The sequence below is a fragment of the Flaviaesturariibacter aridisoli genome, from assembly GCF_004343705.1.
Classification (GTDB): Bacteria; Bacteroidota; Bacteroidia; order Chitinophagales; family Chitinophagaceae; genus Flavisolibacter; species Flavisolibacter aridisoli.
Map to the genome: position 1 here is coordinate 17,115 of NZ_SKFH01000034.1, position 18,875 is coordinate 35,989.

Annotated in this window: 8 protein-coding genes; 4 read left to right on the forward strand and 4 right to left on the reverse strand. The window is 60.3% G+C overall.

Annotated features, from left to right (window positions below; all coding sequences use genetic code 11):
* Positions 1-331: 331 nt before the first annotated feature.
* The 4 genes from E0486_RS15485 to E0486_RS15500 all read right to left on the reverse strand — a co-directional run bounded on the left by E0486_RS15485 (position 332) and on the right by E0486_RS15500 (position 13,716).
* The gene (locus tag E0486_RS15485) at positions 332-5,308 is read right to left on the reverse strand and encodes a malectin domain-containing carbohydrate-binding protein (protein ID WP_131853412.1); all 4,977 of its coding nucleotides are present in this window, start codon (positions 5,306-5,308) and stop codon (positions 332-334) included.
* 329 nt (positions 5,309-5,637) lie between these two features.
* A complete protein-coding gene (locus tag E0486_RS15490) occupies positions 5,638-12,066 on the reverse strand; it encodes a malectin domain-containing carbohydrate-binding protein (RefSeq protein WP_165917366.1) in 6,429 nt (2,142 codons plus the stop codon).
* Between the two features lie 492 nt (positions 12,067-12,558).
* Complete coding sequence (locus tag E0486_RS15495) at positions 12,559-13,125, reverse strand: DUF4256 domain-containing protein (RefSeq protein ID WP_131853416.1); 567 nt, start codon at positions 13,123-13,125, stop codon at positions 12,559-12,561.
* 12 nt (positions 13,126-13,137) lie between these two features.
* Positions 13,138-13,716: a YdeI/OmpD-associated family protein gene (locus tag E0486_RS15500; protein WP_131853418.1), complete on the reverse strand. Its 579-nt coding sequence runs from the start codon at positions 13,714-13,716 to the stop codon at positions 13,138-13,140.
* A 362-nt stretch (positions 13,717-14,078) separates the two neighbouring features.
* On the opposite strand from E0486_RS15500, the gene E0486_RS15505 reads away from it, so the two are divergent.
* From E0486_RS15505 to E0486_RS15520, 4 genes are all read left to right on the forward strand, one after another.
* On the forward strand, positions 14,079-14,450 hold the full coding sequence (locus E0486_RS15505) for a response regulator (RefSeq protein ID WP_165917367.1): 372 nt from the start codon (positions 14,079-14,081) through the stop codon (positions 14,448-14,450).
* A gap of 59 nt (positions 14,451-14,509) precedes the next feature.
* A complete protein-coding gene (locus E0486_RS15510) occupies positions 14,510-15,136 on the forward strand; it encodes a phospholipid scramblase-related protein (protein ID WP_131853422.1) in 627 nt (208 codons plus the stop codon).
* 171 nt (positions 15,137-15,307) lie between these two features.
* Complete coding sequence (asnB, locus tag E0486_RS15515) at positions 15,308-16,975, forward strand: asparagine synthase B (protein WP_131853424.1); 1,668 nt, start codon at positions 15,308-15,310, stop codon at positions 16,973-16,975.
* A gap of 84 nt (positions 16,976-17,059) precedes the next feature.
* A complete protein-coding gene (locus E0486_RS15520; RefSeq protein ID WP_131853426.1) occupies positions 17,060-18,865 on the forward strand; it encodes a sensor histidine kinase in 1,806 nt (601 codons plus the stop codon).
* Positions 18,866-18,875: the final 10 nt, after the last annotated feature.

Here is an 18,875-nt window from a genome sequence, read left to right on the forward strand (position 1 = left end):
CAAGGATTCAGGTGAGGTTATTGAATATGCAGGGGGAGGGAAGCGACGCAGGGAGCTTGCGCGCAGCAAGGATCTCACTACAAATAGAGTGCTAACAATTACTATTGACCGTATCTTCTTCGTTCTGAATCCGATTGAATTTTTTAGCGGAGCTTCCAGTCAACCACCCGCGCGCGGGTTTGTAGAAAAAACGATGCACGTTCACAGGATTCCCGCGCGGCCGGAACATCCCTTCTGCCCCTCCATGAAAAAGGTGTCCCTGGGCGACACCTTTCCGGCATTTACATCCGGCTCCTATTGCATTGTCGTTATACGTACTCAAGTACGCCGGTCAGCGCCCGGTAAACAGGAGCTGGACGGTCTTCCGGCGGGCACCGGCGTTCAGCTCGAGGTAGTAGACACCGTTGGCCAGGTCATACCGGCTGAAGTCCAGCTCCAGTAGCGAGGTCGCGTTGGACAACACCTGTTTCTCCACCAGCATCCGGTCGCCGGCGCCGGTATAGAGGGCGTAAGAAAGTTCACCCTGCAGCGGTTCGGAAAATTGAACGAACACCCATCGCGTGCTGGATGGATTCGGGTATACCTGCAGCTCGAGGTCATCTGCCACGGACACCTCTTTGCCAGTACCGGAAGCACTGCTGCGCGCCGTTACCGTCGTCGTCGCCTGGTCCACCACCGAGAAGTTCAGGGTGAGCGCCGCGCCACCCGTACCTGAACCGCCCGGGCCAGTAAACGGTGTTGCCTGCAGCGTGTAGGAACCGGGTGCCGGCGTCCATGCGTTGTAATTGCCGGCATTGTCGCCGAAGAGCGCATAGGGTGCCGCTGTTTCCGTCGCATTGCGCGTTTGCGATCCGCTCAGCGAAAAAACGACGCTACCTACCGTGCCCGGCGAGGTGTTGGCCCGGATGTTCAGGCTCCGGCTGGGCAGCGTGGCCAGGTTGATCGTGGCGCCATTGGCCAGGGTCTGGATGTCCTGCTCATTCGCGGCATTCACCAGTGTAAAGGAGCTGACAGCAGGGCCCGCCGGCGCAGCCGCGAGCACCTCGATAGCCGACACTTTCGCATTATCCTTTCCGCCCGCGGCTGTGAGCGAAGAGAAGTCAATGTTAAGTATGCCATCGGTGACGCTCACGGTGAACGTTTCTTTGGTGGCAGTAAAGGCGCCGGCCTTCGCTACGATATCGTAGTTATCGAGCTTCTTCACGCCTTCGATCATCACGTCGAACACGCGGCTGCCCGCGGTGGTCCAATAGATTTCCGCGAAGTGCAGCACTACGGTATACTGGCCATTCGCTACCGGCAATGCATACCCGAAGCTGTTTCCCCAGCGTTCCGTCTGGTAGATCGCATCGTCTGTGGTGCCGGCGATTGCTGTTGTGGTACTGCTCACATTGCCGGGTGCGGGCGAAAATTTGTTGTCTGCCGCAAAAACGCCGATGCTGTTGGTCACGGCGCCACCACCCGCATTGATACGGTACGATGCTGCGGCAGCACCTCCGCCGGTACCGCTCAGCGCGGTTGTGTTGCTGCCGTTGGAACCGGAGTGCGTCACCACGAGGCTGGCCGACTGGCTTCCCGTTGACGTCGGCCGGAACTGTACGCTGATCGTAACGCTTTGTCCTGCCGGCAGCACAAAGGGCACTGCGTTGGGCGAGGTATAAGAAAACGCTGCAGCGCCCGTGATGCTGATGGCCGAAATCAGGATGCCCTGGTTGCCGGTCGTGTTGGTGAGCACCAGCGATTGCGTTCCTGTTCCGTTCAACGCCACGGAGCCGAAGCTCAGCGTAGCCGGTGCCGTCAGCGCGCTTTGCGATAAGGCACTGCCACTGGGTGTGGTGGGGCCAGAGAAGTAGAAGGCTTCCTGCGTTGTCAACAGGGGCGTACCGCCACGGTTGCCTGGGCCCGCAGCTGTGTAGATGCCGCCGTTGCTGGCTATGGCCTGCGTGCCATGCCTTCCTTGCTGCAGGTTGGCGAGTGTGCGCCAGGTACCGGTGGAAACGTTCAGCGCTTCGGTCTGCACATGAGCAGCGGTTTGCGCGGCGCTTTCGCCACCGATCACGATCAGCTCATTGCCCAGCACCACGTTGCTGGCGCCCGAGCGCAACGTCGGCAGGTTGCTGCCCGCCGGAAGCGTAGACCAGGTATTGCTGTTGAAATCAAACACGTCTACCTGCGCTACGGCAAAGTCTAAATCCTGCCCGGTAGCCGCCGAGGAGCGTCGGCCACCGGCTACGTACAGTTTATTGTTGACAACCACTACCTGCACATGGTCGCGCTCGCGTGGCGCATCGGGAAGCGTGCGCCAGGTGTTGGTGGCCGGGTCGTATTCGTCGAACCACTTCACCCAGCCGGCCCAGTGGCCATCGGTGATGCCGCCTACGAGGTAGATCTTGTTGTTGAATACAACCGCGCCGCCCGCGCCGCGCCGCCGTGCCTGCGGTATCGTGGCGCCGGTGAACCAGGCATTGGAAGCGGGATTGTAGATATACAGGTTGGCCACCGGCGTTTCGTGCGGGTAAGCACCGGTAAAGGCTCCCACAACGTAGATCAGCCCCTGCCAGCTCAGTGCCTGGAAGTGGTGCAGCTCCAACGGCTGGCTGGCCTTGTCCACCCAGGCTTTCGTTGCAGGATTGTATTCCTGAACGGGCTTGTTTCCGCGCCCGCCCAATAAGTAAAACTTGTTGCCGGCCTGCACGTACGCATTCTCCTCGCGGGGGTTAAAGTTGCCCGTGGCCGGGGTGAGCAGCTGCCAGCCGCCCGTTGCCGTAACAGCGTCGGCGTTCACGTAGAGATAGTCCCAGGTAGCGGTAAACGGAGAGCCACCTTTCGAGGTGGAGATGATGCCGACGGCGAGCACGGTCGTTCCTTTCAGCGCATTCAGCACAGCGCCGCTCACTACTACGGGGGTGCCGATGTTGGACACCGATCCGCCGTTTACGGCATAGGCAGCCTGCACGCTGTTGCTGTTTGGATTGAATTGCAGCAAGAGATCGATGGAGGATCCCGGGATGCCGCCGCTGATCGCATACTGGCTGCTGGAGGCGACGCCGGCATTCTCATATACCACCTGGATACCGCCCGTGCCGCCGTTGGCGTTCAGCACGATCTTCAGGTAGTTGTCCTGGTCGCCATTGCCCAGGTATATCCCCTGCGACTGCGCCCCTTGCGGCGTCGCATTGTTGAAGAAGGGGCCGGTCATGCGGCCGCGCAGGGTGAAGGGCACGCCGTTCGTACGCACGCCAAACTGGAAGCCGTTCTGTTGCTTGTTTTCACTACCCAGTGCGTCACCCGAAGGAACGTTCACGATGGAGAAGGCCCCAACGGCGCCCCCCGCAATCAGATTGTCTTTGTTGTACAACCTGAGATAGTCGCTGTCCCTGTTGCTCATGAGGCCGGTGAAGCCCAGGCCGAAGAAGCCCGTGCCCGGGTCGTTGTTGAACAGGTTGTAGGTCACGGGCAGCGTGCGCGTACTGCCGTTGCTGGCATCGATGGCGAAGGCGTCGAGCTTGTCGTTGACGCCGTCGTTGTCGTCGTCCGGATCGTTGAGGTCCGAGATATGATCGCCGTCGTTGTCGGCGGGCCTGCTTGAGCCCGAGCAGGGGTTGGTGCCATTGGCGATCTCGTCGGCGTTGGTGTAACCGTCGCCGTCTTCGTCGGAATTGTTGTTGGCGCCGGTGCAGGTGAGGAAATCCTGCGGCTCGAAAATGGTCACGGCATCGGCGCCATAGGTGATCGCCCAGACGCTCCCGGGAAAGGGATCATTGTCGCCCTGCGCCACGAGGTCGAGCGGCGTGGCGCCGAAGTTAGACGCGAAAGGTGCGTCCAGGTTGAGTTTCGAGGTGGCGTTCTTCGTGTTGGTCACGCCCGTGCCGTCGGCGGTGAGCTTGATGAGCGCGATGGAGCCGTCATATTCCGCCGCCAGCAGGAAGCCTTTCAGCGCGCCGCCGAAGTTGGAGGCCGTGTATTCCGTAATGCCATTGGTCGACGAGCTGAAAGTGAGCAGCGCGCCGTCTTCATTGCCGGGCATTTTAAAATCGCCCTGCCGCACATCGGCCATACTTACGGGCACCGGCGGCCAGTTGGCCGGCAGCGGGTTGGGACCGGTCTTGCTGGTACGGAACACGCCGGTGGTGCCGTTGTGCGAATAGAGGCCCGCGCCCGTCGGGTTGGCGCGCACGGGGCAAGGGTGCCCGCCGTAAAAGCTGCCCGGCGTATAGGTGTCGATATTGCCGATATAGTGCAGGTTGTCGAGGTTGTTCACCACTGCCTGCGTAGAGGTTCCGGTCGTGGAGCCCGGCTCGCCGGGCACATAGTTGTTGGTGACGTTGGCCGTGCCTTCGCCTGCGGGATAGCCGCCCCAGCCCTGGTTCGCGCCATTGTCGACGGTGTACAGGCGACGGGACTTCGTCAGCACGAGGTCATACGCATTACGGTAGCCGGGCGAGTAGATCTGCACGGGGCCGCCCGCAACGAGCATCGCCTGGTTGAGACCGTCGTTGCCACCGAAGGGATCGTTCGGATCGCTGCCATCCGGGTTGTTGGTCCGCGTCGGGTCATCAAGCGTGGGCAGGTCGTATTTATACGTATTGTTCCCGCTGCCCTTCGTGGTCATCGCCATGATCGTATTCAGCTTGATGGAAAGAATGGCGGCCGAAAGCGCATACTCGGTCGTGAAGTTGAAATTCGTTGACGGCGACCCGGCATTGGTGTGCCCGCCCACAGCGAGAAACAACGTGTTGGTCGCATCATCGAGCTGCATGCCGTTCACGGAGTGGTTTTCCTCCGAGCGGGGCAGGCCGCGCACGAGGTCGAGCTTGACCCAGGCGCTACCGTTCCAGGTAAGCATCGAAATAATGCCCGAGTTGGTATCGAGGTTGGTCTCTCCGCTCGGTCCGCCGATGCGGCTATCGCTGGAGCTCACATAAATGACGGGATTCGCTGCGGTACCGCGCAGCAGGATGCCCGTGATCTGGCGTTCGGTGACGGAGCTGTTGGGTGTTCCGTCGTCGTTGTGGTTCGGGATCGACTTCACCAGTGTGATGGTTTGGAAGGAAGTGACCGAATAGTTATTGGAACCGATGCGTTGCACGGTGAAGATGCGGATAAAGCCGGCTTGCTCGGAAATGTAAAGCCGGCCATCCGGACCAAACTGGATAGAAGTCGGGTTGAACAGCGTGGCGCCGTTCAGCTTGAGGCCACTGGAGGAAAAGCTGTACTGCGCATGCGGCGCGAAGGAAAGTAGCAACAGGAGCAGCAGGAAGGATAAGGTTTTGACGCTGGATCTGTTAGGATGGTCTTGCCTGCACATAGTTCACGATTTAGGTGTTGGTTAGCAAAAAGGCATTAGGGTGCTGCACGGCGCAGCCGTTCCATCGTTTGTCTATGTGGGGGAGGGCATCAGGTCGAATGTGTCCGGGCCATCCATGTCGGCACTTGTCGTTCAACAAGTCATCGGTTGTCCTGGGTCAGCATCGAGATCGGAAAGAAAGCCGCAAAAAGGATGCTGAAATACAAAACACATGAGCAGCCACCCGCTCATGTGTTTGAAAAAAGAGTGTGTTTTTTTTAAAAAAAATAGAAAAGGGCCCTCCTTATGGAGTGGCCCTTTTGCTTCCTGCAACGTTGGATTTACCCTACTCAACGGCCGGAAAACAGTATTCGGATCGTCTTCCTGCGGCTGCCCGATACTATTTCGAGGTAGTAGACACCTTGCGGCAGGCCGTATTTGCTGAAGTCGAGCGGCAGTTCGGTGGTGGCGTAGGGCAGCGGTTGCTGCGCGCCCGCCATCCGTTCGCCCGCAGCGGAGTACAGCGTCCAGCTGATCGTTCCCTGCAGGGGCTCCGGGAACTGCACGAAGATGCGGCCGCCGTTGCTGGGGTTGGGATACGCCTTCACGCTGAAAGCAGCAGCGCCCGTCAACGAAATAGTACCGGGCTTCTTCGCCTCAGGGCTTGCGGCACCGGTCAGCGCCTGTCCATCGAAGCCGCGGCCCGTAGCGGTCACCGCGGGCGGGTTCACCGTCACGGTCATATTATCGGGCGCACCGGTTGCTCCCAGGTTGTCGGTAGCTGTGAGCGCGAACACATAGGTGCCGGCCACCAACCCACTGACCACGGGCTTGTGCATGTTGGCGTTGCTGAAGGTGGCACTGTTGGGGCCACTTACCTGCGCCCAACGGTAGGACGCTACGGTACCGTCTACATCCTTGGCGGAACCCAGCAGCGTCGTGGAGCTCGTGGGCAACGTAATGACCTGGTCGGCGCCTGCATTCGAGATCGGGGCACGGTTGGCATTGGTGCTCGTTACCGGCAGGATCTCAATGGCCGACACTTTCGCATTGTCAACGCCGCCATCCACAGCAAGCGAGGAGAAGTCGATGTTGAGCAGGCCGTCGGTCACGCTTACCGTGAAGGTTTCTGTGGTCGCGGTCAGGGTGCCGACCTTCGCCACGATGTCGTAGTTGTCCAGTTTCTTCGCACCCTCGATCGACACGTCGAACACGCGGCTGCCGGCAGTGGTCCAGTACATCTCCGCAAAGTGGAGCACCACCTTGTATTGCCCGCTGGGAACGGGGAAGGCATAGCCGAAGTTGTAACCCCAGCGTTCGGTCTGGTAGAGGGCATCATCGGTCGTGCCGGCGATAGCGTTGCTGTTGCTGTAGGTGCCGCCGCCCGGCGAATCGGAGTAGTAGTTGTCGGCGCTGAAAGTGCCGATGCCCGCGCTGAGCTGGCCGCCGCCCGCGTTGATGCGGTAGGTAGACCCGCCACTCGTCGGGGCCGCATTCACGGTCACACGTACCTGGTCGGCCGTACTGATGGCACCACCGTTATCGCCCACCACGAGGGCAAACACGTAGGTGCCTTGCACCAGCCCGCTCACGGTGGGCGCCGCTACGGTACGGCTGCTGAACGAAGCCGTGTTAGGGCCGCTCACCTGGCTCCAGTTGTAGGTAGCGATCGTGCCGTCGGCATCCGTGCCCGAGCCGTTGAGCAGCACTGAATTGGTGGGCAGCGTGATCGCCTTGTCGGCGCCCGCATCGGCCACCGGGGCCGCATTTGTGCTGGTTACCGGGAGCACTTCGATGGCCGACACTTTCGCGTAGTTCTTGCCACCATCGGCCGGCAGCGAGCTGAAGGCCACATTAAGGGTGCCGTCGGTTACGCTCACGGTAAAGGATTCGGTGGTGGCGGTATAGGCGCCCACCTTGGCCATGATGTCGTAGTTGTCGAGCTTCTTCACCCCTTCCAGCGACACGTCGAAGATGCGGCGGCCGACCGTGGTGTAGGTGAATTCGGCAAAATGCAGCACTACTTTGTACTGGCCGTTGCTCACAGGAATATTGTAGGCAAACGATCCGCCCCAATGCTCCGTTTGATACAGCGCGTCGTCGGTCGTGCCGGCGATGGCCGCGCTCGTTTGCGCAACGGTGCCGCTGTAATAATACTGGTCTGCCGAGAAGCTGCCAATGCCCGTCGTCAGCTGCGGACCGCCGGAATTGATGCGGATGGCGGACGTGGCCGGCGGGGCGGCGGCGTTTACCGTTACGCTCACCGGGTCGGCGGCGCTTGTAGCGCCTTCGTTATCGGTCACCACGAGCGCAAATACGTAGGTGCCCTGCACGAGCCCGCTGACAGTGGGCGCCGCTGCGGTCTGGCTGCTGAAGGTGGCCGTGTTGGGGCCTCCTGTCTGTGTCCATTTATACGATGCGATGGTTCCGCCCGCGTCGGCACCTGAGCCGTTGAGCACGACCGAGTTTGTGGGCAGGGTAATGGTCTTGTCCGGACCGGCGTCGCTCACCGGCGGCTCGTTTGCGATGTTGGAGCTCAGGATCTCAATGGCCGACACTTTCGCGTTGTCTTTGCCGCCATCTTCAGTGAGCGCGCTGAAGTGGATATTCAGCGTACCGTCGTTGACCGTCACCACGAAGCTTTCGGAGGTGGCCGTAAAGGCGCTGCCGGTCTTCGCCACGATGTCGTAGTTATCGAGTTTCTTCACGCCTTCCAGCGACACATCGAAGATGCGGCTGCCGGCAGTAGTCCAATACAGCTCTGCGAAGTGCAGCACCACCTTGTACGGGCCGTTGGCTAAGGGGAAGTTGTAGTCGAACTCACGGCCGTAGCGCTCCGATTGGTAGATAGCGTCGTCGGTTGTATTGCTGATGGCGTTGGTAACGCTGAGCGTGGAGCCCGGCGCGGGGTAGAAATACTGGTCGGCGCTGAACGTGCCGATGCTGTTGGTCACGGCGTCGCCGCCGGCGTTGATGCGGTAAGCTATGGTGCTGCCCGTGCCGTTAAGAACCGTGGTAAGTGTGCCACCCTGGCCGGAATGCGCCACCACGAGGTTGGCCGTATGACTGCCTGCGGCCGTCGGCTTGAAGGTAACGTTGATCGTTACCGACTTGCCGGCGGGGATGATGAACGGAAGTGTCGAGGGCGCGCTGTAGGCAAAGGCGCCTGCACCGGATACCGTGATGGAAGACACCACGATCGCCTGGTTGCCGTTGCCGTTGGTCAGCACGAGGGTTTGCGTATTGGGATTGTTCAGCGGGGCCGTCCCGAAGTTGAGCGTCGTGGGCGCCGACAAGGTGCTTTGCGTGAGCGTTGTGCCGCCCGGCGTCGTTGGCGCGTAGAAATAGAATGCTTCCTGTGTGCCGAGGATTGGCGTGCCGCCGCGGTTGCCCGCGCCGGTGGCGATGAAGATGCCGCCGTTGCTGGCGATGGCCTGCGTGCCGTGACGTCCTTCCACGAGGTTGTCGAGCGTGCGCCAGGTGTTGGTCGTTACGTCGAGTGCTTCAGTCCCGGCATGGGCTGCGGTCTGCGTTGCGCTTTCGCCGCCGATCACGATGAGCTCGTTGCCCAGCACTACGTTCGCGGCACCGGAGCGCGGCGTCGGTAGGTTGCTGCTTGCGGGCAAGGTGGTCCAGGCGCCGGTAGCGAAATCGTATACATCCACTTCAGGCACGGTAAAATCGAAATCCTGGCCCGTAGATGCGGAGGAGCGGCGGCCGCCGGCTACATACAGCTTGCCGTTCAGCACCGACACCTGCACGTGATCGCGGGCATGCGGTGCATCGGGAAGCGTGCGCCAGGTGTTGGTGGCGGGGTCGTATTCATCGAACCACTTCACCCAGCCGGCCCAGTGGCCGTCGGTGATGCCGCCTACGAGGTAGACCTTGCCGTTGTACGTCACCGCACCGCCGGCACCGCGGCGGCGGGCCTGCGGGATGACGGGGCCCGTCAGCCACTTGTTCGACACCGGGTTGAACAGGTAAATATTCGAAACCGGCGTTTCGTGCGGGTACGAGCCGGTGAAGGCGCCCACCACGTACACGAGCCCGTCGAGCGTCAGGGCCTGGAAGTGGTGCAGCTCCAGCGGTTGGTAGGCCTTGTCCACCCATGCTTTCGTTACGGGGTTGTATTCCTGCACGGGCTTGTTGCCACGGCCGCCAACGAGGTAGAATTTATCGCCTGCCTGCACATAAGCGTTCTCTTCCCGGCCGGTAAAGGTGCCCGATGCCGGTGTTATGGTTTGCCAGTTGCCGGCAGAAGCCACGGCATCGGCCGTGAGGTAGATATAATCCCACGTAGCGGTGAATACCGGTCCGCCTTTCGAGGTGGAGATGATGCCGACGGCCAGCACCGAAGTCCCTTTCAATGCGCTCAATACGGCGCCGCTCACCACGATCGGCGCTCCGACGTTGGTCACCGCACCGCCGCTGCCGGAAGCATAGGCGGCCTGCACCGTGTTGTTGGCGGGATTGAATTTCAAAAAAAGGTCAAGCTGCGATGCCGGGATGCCACCGCTGATCGCATACTGGCTGCTCGTGACCACGCCACCATTTTCATACACGACCTGGATACCGCCAACGCCGCCGTTGGCATTCAGCACGATCTTCAGGTAGTTGTCCTGGTCGCCGTTGCCGAGGAAGATGCCCTGCGATTGTCCGCCCTGCGGTGTTTGGTTGTTAAAGAAGGGTCCGGTCATCCGGGATCGGAGCGTGAAAGGCAGGCCGTTCGTCTGCACGCCCAACTGGAAGCCGTTCTGCTGTTTGTTCTCGCTGCCCAGCGCGTCACCGGTTGGCACGTCTACCACCGAGAAGGCGCCCACGGCGCCGCCGGCGATGAGGTTGTCGGCATCGAACAAGCGCGTGTAGACGCTGTCGCGGTTGCTCATGAGGCCGGTGAAGCCCAGGCCGAAGAAGCCCGTACCCGGGTCGTTGTTAAACAGGTTGTATGCAACGGGCAGCGTTGTGCTGCGGCCGTTGTCGGCGTCGATGGCGAAGGCATCGAGCTTGTCGTTGATGCCGTCGTTGTCGTCATCCGGATCGTTGAGGTCCGAGATATGATCGCCGTCGTTGTCCGCCGGCTTGCTCGAACCCGAACAGGGACTGGTACCGTTGGCGATCTCGTCGGCGTTGGTAAAGCCGTCGCCGTCTTCGTCGGTATTGTTATTGGCACCGGTGCAATTGGCAATATCCTGCGGCTCGAAGATGGTCACTTCGTGGGCGCCGTAGGTGATAGCCCAGACGGTGCCGGGGAAAATATCGTTATCACCCTGCGCAATGAGGTCGAGCGGCGTAGCGCCGAAGTTGGAAGCGAAGGGCGGCTCCTGGTCGAGTTTCGTGGTCGGGTTCTTTGCGTTGGTCACGCCCGTGCCGTCGGCGGTCAGCTTGATGAGCGCGATGGAGCCGTTGTATTCCGCCGCCAGCAGTGCGCCTTTCAGGGCACCACCAAAGTTGGAAGCCGTGTATTCCGTGATCCCGTTCGTAGACGAGCTGAACGTCAGGGGCGAGCCGTCTTCCGTGCCCGGCATTTTAAAATCGCCCTGGCGCGGGTCGGCCATGCTTACGGGCACCGGCGGCCAGTTGGCCGGCAGCGGGTTGGGACCGGTCTTGCTGCTGCGGAAAATTCCGGTGCTGCCGTCGTGGGTATACAGGCCGGCACCGGCGGGGTTGGCCCGGATGGGCGCGGGATGTCCGGCGTAGAAGCTGCCCGGTGTATAGCTATCGATCTGGCCGATGTAATGAAAGTTGTCGAGGTTGTTCACCAGCGCCTGCGTGGGCGTGCCGCTCGTGGAGCCAGGCTCGCCGGGCACATAGTCGTTGGTAACGTTAGCTGTGCCTTCACCGGCGGGATAGCCGCCCCAGCCCTGGTTGGCGCCGTTGTCGATCGTATACAGCTTACGCGCCTTCGTGAGCACCAGGTCGTAGGGGTTGCGGTAGCCGGAAGAATAGATCTGCACGGGGCCGCCCGCAACGAGCATCGCCTGGTTGAGGCCGTCGTTGCCACCGAAGGGATCGTTCAGGTCCGTACCGTCGGGGTTGTTGGGCCGCGTGGGGTCGTCGAGCGTGGGGAGATCATACTTGTAAGCCGTATTGCCACTGCCTTTGGTGGGCAGGGCCAGGATCGTGTTCAGCTTGACGGAAAGAATGGCGGCCGAAAGTGCGTACTCCGTTGTGAAGTTGAAATTCGTGGACGGCGAGCCGGCATTGGTGTGCCCGCCCACAGCGAGAAACAACGTGTTGGTCGCATCGTCGAGCTGCATGCCGTTCACGGAGTGGTTTTCCTCCGAGCGGGGCAGGCCGCGCACGAGGTCGATCTTCACCCAGGCGGTACCGTTCCAGGTAAGCATGGAAACCATGCCCGAATTGGTATCCAGGTTGGTCTCTCCGCTCGGCCCGCCGATGCGGCTATCGCTGGAGCTTACGTAGATGACGGGATTGGCGGCGGTACCGCGCAGCAGGATGCCCGTGATCTGGCGGTGGGTGATGCCGCTGTTCAGGGTACCGTCGTCATCGTGGTTCGGGATCGCGTTGACCAGCGTGATCGTTTCAAAGCCGGTCACCGAGTAGTCGTTCGGGCCGTTGCGCCGCACCGTATAAATACGGATAAAGCCGGCCTGCTCCGCGATGTACAGGCGGTTGTCGGGGCCGAACTGGATAGACGTAGGATTGTAAACGGTGGCACCGTTCAGCTTCAGTCCGCTGGACGAGAAACTGTATTGGGCCTCCGCGGAAAGGGAGGAACAGAAAAGCAGCAGCAGGCACAAAAGGCTGCTGATACCCATTCGCATAAAGGGGTTTTGCCGGCACATAATCGGGGCGGTTTGGGGGGTTGTTTAGCAAAAAGACGAGGAAGGTTCAGATGAGTGGGCGCCAATGCGCTTATTCAGTCGGAGGTAACGTAGGTATAAGTCGGATCATAGATCAGGTTTTACAGGTTAGCAGCACGGAATCAATACAGGCCCATAGGGGTCGCCGATGACCTGTCACCACAAGTGGGAACCAAAATGCAAAAAGGATGCTAAAATGGGACATTGTGTGGAAGCGCCTCGATTACCGATGCCCGCAAACAGGAGTAAACCTCAAGATTAGAAGCTTTTAATAAAGCAGTGCCGGAACTCCTGTTCTTATTTCCCCATTTAGACCAATGGGGCGGGGTGCCTCCCATATTTGTTGCCCACACTTCCGGCGAGGCCATCGCGTAGATTTTATGGGCATTTTAAAAAAACAAAGGCTACCCCCGGTTAGAGCAGCCCTTTCATCTCGTGTAGCCGCATTTATACGGTGAGCGCCCCGCGAAAACCGCGGACGGCATAATACGAGGAAGCGCCGTTGTGGTATACGAACACGTGCCCGTAGCGGTAGTCGCAGAAGAGGGCGCCGCCGAGCTTCCGTATTTCTACGGGTGTGCGGATCCAGCTCGAGGTCTTCTGGTCGAAGGGACCGAGCCGCTGCAGGTCCCGGTAGCCGGCTTCGTCGAGCAGTTCGATGCCCATGGCCGCGGCCACCTCGAGGGCGCTGTCGGCGGGCTTGTGCTCCTTGCGTTCGTCCAGTGCCTGCCGGTCGTAGCAGAGGCTGCGCCGTCCCTTGGGACTTTCGGCGGCGCAATCGGCAAAACGGATCGCGCCTGTTTCCGGCTCTGTCCCGATGACGTCGGGCTCTCCGCCTGTTTCTTCCATTTGCTGGAGCGACCAGAGTTTGCCGGGCGCCGCCGCCAGGCGCTCCTGCACCGCGGCCCAGTGGAGCCCCGGGTGACGTTTTTTGTTCTTTTCAAAGCGGAGCTGCAGCGTCCGGAGCAGTGCCTGTGCCTCCTCGTTGGACAAGGTGTTGCGGTGCGGTTTCATAGCCGGGGGGATTTAGTCGTTTAGTCCTTTGCCTTCCAGGATGGCCGGGCGGCATTGTGCCACGCGGGCCGCGCGTGTCTTCGGCTGCTTGGCTGACGAAAAATGGAGCAGGTAGGCCCGTTGCCGCCCGGGCGTGAGGGCTTCGAAGGCGGCCTTCAGGGCGGCGTCGCCGGCGAGCTCCTGCTGAAACTCCTCGGCCATCGGAAATTCCGTTGTCTTTTTCAGCGGCACGCGCAGGCCTGCCCGCTCTACCTCGATGGCTTCGAAAACATAGGCTTTCACAGCTGCCTGCCGCGCCCGCACGTCCACCAGGCTGGTAAAGCGCAGCTGTCGCGCCGCCTGCACGTTGGCCGTTTGCTGCACCAGCAGGCCTTCCTCGTCTTTAAGCAGCGCGCCCTGGAACAGCAGCAGCGCGCAGTACTCCTTGAAATGGTGGATGAGCACGATGTTGCGGCCGTCTTGTGTGTAGCAGGGGCAGCCCCACTTCAGCTCTTCCTGGAGCCCGCAGCTGAGCACCAGCTTCCGCAGGTATTCCGTTTCCTTTTGCCAGCGGCCGGCTTTTTCGAAATAGAAATCAACGTTCGGGTTCATGCGGTTCTTTTTACGGGAGCAGCGATAGCCCCGGCCAAGATACTAATCCGTGCGAAAAACCGTCCCCGGAAAGCGGGCATACCTACGACATGGATGTATTTGCTCCTTAAGCTTCTGAGGACGGACCATTTGCCGGAGCGGCGGCCGCGTTAAAGATTCGTGAATCGTATGTGAGCGAAAAAACCCGCGCCCACGGCGGTACCGGCCCCGGTGCCCTACGAAAGTATAGTTGCGTTATGCTATCCATCATACAAAATCCGCCTTCTTTCGCGCCTATCGCAACGCCATTTCTTTTGTCGTTCCGAGCGCAGCCGAAGAATGGCCCTTTTTTTGCCAAGTGCGGCCAGACAACACTCGCGCCTATGAACCCCAAGATCCTCCTCGTTGACGACAACGAAGACCTCCTGTTGGTCACCCAGATCATCCTGAAAGGCCAGGGCTATGAAACCTTCCTGGCGCGCTCGGCCGCCGAAGCGGAACGCAAGATCCGCACGCACCAGCCGGCGCTGGTGCTGCTCGATGTAGGCCTGGGCGACGAGGACGGACGTGCCTTTTGCGCGCGCCTGCGCGCCGACGCCGATACCCGCGACCTGCGTGTCATCCTCATGTCGGGCGACGATTCCTGGAACGACTGCCGCGAAGCCGCGGACGATTTCCTGCCGAAGCCCTTCGACTTCAACGAGCTCATCGATAAGGTGCAGCAGCAGCTGCTGGCCGAGGATCTGCGCCATTAAGCCGAATAAACGGCCGCATTTAGGATTATTTTTGCATCTTACCGCAAAGACTGAACCTTATGTTGGCAACGGCTACGAATGAATGGACGGGAACCGGCGCTGACGCCTTTTTCGCCGGCAACGCCTTTTATGTGGAAGAACGCCGCAGCCGCCTGCGCTCCCGCAACGAATTCGGCATCTGGGACGGCTCCGGCCAGCGCCTGGGCAGCCTCGTCCAGCGCGTATCGTTGGCGGGCCACTTCTTGCGCATCTTTCTCAAATCGTCCGTACTGCCCTTCCGCTTCCAGGTGACCGACCGCCAGGGCCGCCCCGTGGCCGCCATCCGCCGGGGATGGACGCTCCTGGTATCGCGCACCGAAGTGATCGACAGCCGCAACGAAGTGATCGGGTTCCTGAAACACAAATACCGCTCGCGCAAGCCGCGCCTGAAGGTCTTCAACGCCGAAGGCAAAAAGATCGGCGAGGTGACCGGCAGCCAGAGCAGCTGGGACATGGCCATCATCGACCGCGACTACCATAGCTTCGGCAGCATCCGCGAATTCGATCCCAAAACCACGCCCGGCGACACCCGCGGCAAGAACACCTACTACATCGAGCTCAGCCGCGAGTCGATGTCGCCCGAAGAACGCCGCGTGATGCTGGTCACCGCCATCGCGATCGACCGGCTGATCCTGGAGAATGGCTGATCTCGGATGCCTGATATTTTTGAAAGGATCGCCCATCGATCCTTTTTCCGTTTAAAAAGGCATCAGACAACCTACATCAGGCATCAGCCATTTTTGTTATATTCGTTGCCATACGATGCTTGTCCCAATGCCTGGGCAAGCATTCTTTTTATATACCCAAACAGAACAAGTATGTGTGGAATCGTAGGGGTCTTTGACCTGAAAAAGAAAGCAGACGACCTGCGCCCGCAGGCCCTCAATATGTCGCGCCGCCAGCGGCACCGCGGCCCCGACTGGTCAGGGATCTTCGTGTGCGAGAAATCGATCCTCGTACACGAGCGGCTCTCCATCGTGGACCCTGCTTCGGGAAAGCAGCCACTGTTCAGCCCCGACGGGTCGCTGGCACTCGCCGTCAATGGCGAGATCTACAACCACCGCGAGCTCAAGAAGAACCTTCGGCAGCCGTACACGTTCCAGACGCAGTCCGACTGTGAAGTGATCCTGGCGCTGTACGCGGAAAAAGGCACGGACTTCCTCGAAGACCTCAACGGCATTTTCGCTTTCGCCCTCTACAACCACAACGACGATACGTACCTCATCGCCCGCGACCATATGGGCATCATCCCGCTGTATATGGGCTGGGACGAATGGGGCACTTTCTATGTCGCCTCCGAGCTCAAAGCCCTTGCCGGCGTGTGCACGAAAATCCAGGAATTCCCCCCCGGCCACTTCCTCGACAGCCGCACCGGCACGCCGGTAACATGGTACCAGCGCGAGTGGACCGATTACGATGCCGTGAAAGAAGCGGTGACCGATATACAAGCGGTGAAAAAAGCGCTGGAGGAAGCGGTGCACCGCCAGCTCATGTCGGACGTACCGTATGGTGTGCTGCTTTCCGGCGGCCTCGATTCTTCGGTGATCTCGGCGATCGCCAAAAAATTCGCTGCCCGTCGCGTGGAGACCGAAGACCTGAAAGACGCCTGGTGGCCGCAGCTCCACTCCTTTGCCGTGGGCCTCAAAGATGCACCCGACCTCGTGGCCGCCCGGAAGGTGGCCGACCATATCGGCACCGTGCACCACGAAGTGCACTTCACCATCCAGGAAGGCCTCGACGCCATCCGCGATGTCATCTACCACATCGAGACCTACGACGTCACCACGATCCGCGCCTCCACCCCGATGTACCTGCTGGCCCGCGTCATCAAGTCGATGGGGGTGAAGATGGTGCTTACCGGCGAAGGCTCCGACGAGCTGTTCGGCGGCTACCTGTATTTCCACAAGGCGCCCGACGCCAAGGCCTTTCACGAAGAAACCGTGCGCAAGCTGGGCAAGCTGCACCAGTACGACTGCCTGCGCGCCAACAAGTCGCTGGCGGCCTGGGGCGTGGAAGGACGCGTGCCCTTCCTCGACAAGGAGTTCATGGACGTAGCGATGCGCTGCAACCCGAAAGACAAGATGAGCGGCAACGGCAAGATCGAGAAGTGGATCCTTCGCAAGGCCTTTGAAGACTACCTGCCGGCCGAAGTGACCTGGCGCCAGAAGGAGCAATTCTCCGATGGTGTAGGTTACAGCTGGATCGACACGCTGAAAAAAGTGACGGCGGAAGGCGTCACCGATGAGCAGCTCGCCAATGCCGCCTTCCGCTTCCCGGTGAATACGCCGCGCTCGAAAGAAGAATATTACTACCGCAGCATTTTCGCCGAGCATTTCCCCGGCGACGAGGCCGCCCGCTGCGTTCCTTCGGAGCCTTCCGTAGCCTGCAGCACCGCCATCGCGCTGGAGTGGGACGAGGCATTCAAGAAAATGAACGACCCTTCGGGCCGCGCCGTAAAGAGCGTGCACGAGCAGGCGTACAAATAGCGATGAACCGATTAATGAGTTAACCGGTTAATTCATTAATCGGTAACTTTCGCGGTCTCTACCCAAAGCCCCAGGGCTCTTTGCATGCTGCAGCACATGATCCAGGATACCGAAGCACTCATTGCCCTCCCCCGTCAACGCGTTTTTTTCCAAACCGATGAACAGGGACGCATCGTTATGTGCAACGACCTGATGACCGAGTTTTTTGGTTGCGCCGAAGCGGTGGTCAACGGTACCTGGTTTCCCGGCCTGGCCGAAGAGGGCGAGCGCGCGACGGCCGTACACCTACTAACGGGCGCTCTGGAAGGCTGTCCGGATACGGGGTACGTGGCATTCAACACTCCCTCCGGGCGCAAGCTGGCGCAGGTAACGCTGGTGCCGCGGTTTCAGAACGGGCAGCCCGCCGGCACCTTCGGCTTTATCCACGACGCCACCGACCGCGTTGAAAAGACGCGCCGCCTCATTGAAAGTGAGCGGCAGTACAAGGAACTTTACGAGCGCTACCAGTTTGTATCGCAGGCCACCAGTGACGTGCTCTGGGACTGGAATCTGGAAACGAACGAGATCTACATCAACCAGTCGTTTACCCGCCTGCTCGGATTCGAATTGCCGACGCGGCACGTCAGTGAACTCTGGCTCGAAAACCTGCACCCTGACGACCGCGACCGCGTACTCCGCAAGCAACTCGCCGCCGTGCGCGACCCCGGCCAGGCGCTCTGGGAAGACCAATACCGTTTTTTTCATGCCGACGGCTCGCTGCTGTACCTGCAGGACCGGGCCGTAATTATACGGGACGCTTCGGGACGCCCGCTCCGGATGATCGGTGCCGTGCACGACGTAACGCAGCGCACGGTAAGCGAAGAAGCCATCCGGCTGTCCGAAGAAAAATACCGCCTTCTTTTTTACCAGAGCCCCGAGCCAAAATGGATCTTCCGCCGCGAAGACCTGCGCTTCGTAGAGGTGAACGACGCTGCCATCGACCATTACGGCTTCAGCCGCGAGGAGTTTCTTTCCATGACCGTGATCGACCTGCAGCCACCGTCGGAGCGCGAACGCGTACGACAGTTCCTTTTCAGCGACTTCATGCCCGCGGGCAGGATGCAGAACCTCTCGCGCCACCAGACCAAAGACGGCAGCGTCATCGCCGTGGAGCTCACCACGCACGGCATCTACCTCGACAATGGTTACCACGTGCTCGTCAACGCCAACGACGTGACGGATAAGCTTGCCCTCGAGCGCAAGGTGCTGGAAGAAAAGATCACGGTGCAGAAAGAGATCGCCCGCACCATCATCAACACGCAAGAAAAAGAACGCAGCGAGATCGGCAAGGAGCTGCACGACAACGTCAACCAGATCCTCACCACCGCAAAGCTCTATATCGAAAACATCGGCTATTACCCCACGCAGCAGGCCGACTATGTTTCGAAAAGTGCAGGCCTCCTGCAGCGCGCCATCACCGAGATCCGTAACCTTTCGAAGGCCCTCGTGACACCGGTACTGTACGACATCGGCCTGCGCGCCACCCTGGATGAACTGATCGGGCAGTACCGCACGTTGCACCTCTTTACGGTCCATTTTTCCTTCGACATAGCGGAAGAACGCATCGAGAACGGCCTGCAGCTGACGGTGTACCGCATCTTACAGGAGCAGCTGAACAACATCGTCAAGCATGCCCGGGCAAGCAAGGTCAGCATCGATATCCGCGGGGAGAGCGAGCGGCTGCGCATCTGCATCGCCGACAACGGCGTCGGCTTCGACCTGCAGCAGGCACGGAGGGGTCTTGGCCTGCACAACATGAAGAACCGCATCGAAGTATTCAAGGGAGAAATGGAAATGACCAGCGCACCGAACATGGGCTGCTCCATCTGTATCAGCTTCCCGCTTTCCTGACCGCCAGCGA